This window comes from Kitasatospora sp. NPDC050463 (assembly GCF_040655255.1).
GTDB lineage: Bacteria > Actinomycetota > Actinomycetes > Streptomycetales > Streptomycetaceae > Kitasatospora.
Genome location: NZ_JBFAJO010000210.1, coordinates 1 through 2209, shown reverse-complemented (window position 1 = coordinate 2209; position 2209 = coordinate 1). Strand labels below are relative to the sequence as shown.

Here is a 2209-nt window from a genome sequence, read left to right as displayed (position 1 = left end):
CACGACGGCGCAGCTCAGGCGGGTAGGAGGAGGGACGTGCCATGACTCGAATCCTTACACGAAATCGAGTCTCCACTGAACACGGGGCGGTTCACCCCGACCACCAGCAACGATTGAACAAGACCACACAATGGCCCACGATTGAACCGATCAGACTGGCCCGTTTTCAGCCGGTGCCGACACCAACCTTGGAACGCCCCTTTCACCAGGGCATACGCGGAACAACCTCGCTGGTCGGCGTCACGAAATCACGATCAGGGCAGGATCCGGCGGCCGGGCTCCGGCTGTCCGGTCTCGCCGAAGGTGGCGGAGTCTCGGGCGAGGTGGCGGTCGCTGCTCCGACCTCCCTGGTGAAGTTGGCGAACTTGGCGGAAGGTGAGTTGGCTCCTACCCCAGGCGGACCAGGAGAGCAGCCAGTTGTAGGGGTTGCTGTGTGCCCAACTGCCCCCGCTACCGGCCCATTCGCCGTGGTAGACCTTCGCCTGACGTTTGGCCCGTCTGCCTGTGGCAGCCCTACAGCCCGCGTCGGCGACGGCGCCTGCTCGGGGCCAACTCCAGGAGGACGTCCTTGACGTCGAAGGTCTCGCCTAGCCGGGCGTGTAGGTGGTCGAGGGATTCCTTCAGGGCGGCGAGTTCCCGCTGAGGCTGGGCCCGGAGCAGGTAGTCGTTGACTTCGCGGTAGAACCGCTCGACAGCTTCCTGCGGAATGTTCGGATTGGTGGCAGGGTCCCACGGGTGCAGGGGAATGACGGGGGTTGGGTGGTGGATATCGAGTGCCGCTCGGAGTCGAAGGCCCGGCCTGTGGGCCCACTCCTGGTCAGAGTTGGCGCCCGGGTGTGGTTCGTACTCCAGGTCGAGGTGTCCCCGGCCGAGTCGGTCGACTATCTCTTCCAGGATGGTCAGTCGCCGCATCTTTCGCTGGGCGATGAATGAGACATCGCCGTATGCATCGGGGTCGATCAGGGTGAGGACTCTCCAGACTTCCACCATGTCCACGTGGAGCTGTTCGAGCGTGGTTCGCTGATAGGCGAGATTCCGGTGGAGGCGAGCCCAGCGTCCGGGGTCGGGGTAGGGCTCGCGGGAGCCCTGGGCACGTAGCTCCGCGAGGTGCTGCCACCAGCTCTCGCGCTCGATGTATGCCTCGCGGATATGCTCCAGGTCAGCAACGATCTCCTCGCCGCGGTGCACGATCGCGTACCCGGTCACCGGAACGTCGAACATCGCCGCGCCCAGGCTGCGCAGCTTGGCGGCGTCCCGCCTCGACATGGTGGCGGGGAGGAGGCTGATCAGCGCGGTGACAATGTCCTTGATGAACTGATACACCTAGTTGCTCCCCCGTGCCCGCTCCCTGGCCCTCCACGGTAGGCCATCAGCGGTGGCCAGACTCAGAATCCGGGACAACGGTCGACGTCCGGGCTCCCGGGAGTAGATCCGCCAGAGCAAGGGACCATTCCGAAGAATCGCCATGATCCCTAAAGTGTGAAACCCTCCTCGCGTAGTCTCAGGAGCTTGGCAAACCGCAGCTCATCGGAACCGGATCCGCCACTTTCGTCGAGACCGGACACCGGCGGCGTCACCTTGATGGCCGCCCGCGGCCCGTCGGGTGAGCTCAGGCGCCCTGCTGGTCGAGGGCGGCCCGGAGCAGGGAGACGGCGTGCTGGGCGTCGCGGGAGAGCCAGGGGTCGCCGTCGACCGCGTCGATGACCAGGTGCCCGTCGATGTAGCTGCCCCAGCCGTCCCCGGTGTCGGCGACCCAGTCCACCAGCCGGCGGTCCGGGCGCCGGACGGCGAACAGGGACGGATCGCCGGCCCAGCCCTCCACCACCAGATCGCTGTCCGGCAGCTTCCAGGACTCGGACGGAGCGCCCAGGCCGCGGGCGAGCGGCGACACCGAAGAGCGCTCGGCGGCGAGCGCCAGGCGCAGCTGCTCGGGAACCACCGGCCCCTTCTCCACGCCCTCCGGGTCGGAAGCGGGACCGGCGAGAGCCGGCTGCTGCACCAGCTGGACAGAAGTGGGCGCTGCACTGCGCAGCGCGGTCGGGGCGCTGCGCACGGGCGGGGCGAGCACGGGCGGGGCAAGAGGGTGCAGCTTCTGCGCAAGGCCGAGCGCGGGGCTAGTGTCCTGCGCCGGAGATCCGTCGTTAGATCTTGCGTGAGTGATTCTTCGGATGTGCCAGTGCGTCGTCGCGGTCCTGCGTTGGAGCCGCTG

At 67.2% G+C, this 2209-nt stretch carries 2 protein-coding genes; both read right to left on the bottom strand.

Annotated features, from left to right (window positions below; all coding sequences use genetic code 11):
- Positions 1–513: 513 nt before the first annotated feature.
- A complete protein-coding gene (locus AB0J08_RS41530; RefSeq protein ID WP_360645375.1) occupies positions 514–1323 on the bottom strand; it encodes a hypothetical protein in 810 nt (269 codons plus the stop codon).
- A 286-nt stretch (positions 1324–1609) separates the two neighbouring features.
- Positions 1610–2068 carry a hypothetical protein gene (locus tag AB0J08_RS41525; protein WP_360645372.1) on the bottom strand — a complete coding sequence of 153 codons (459 nt, stop codon included), beginning with the start codon at positions 2066–2068 and terminating at the stop codon, positions 1610–1612.
- Positions 2069–2209: the final 141 nt, after the last annotated feature.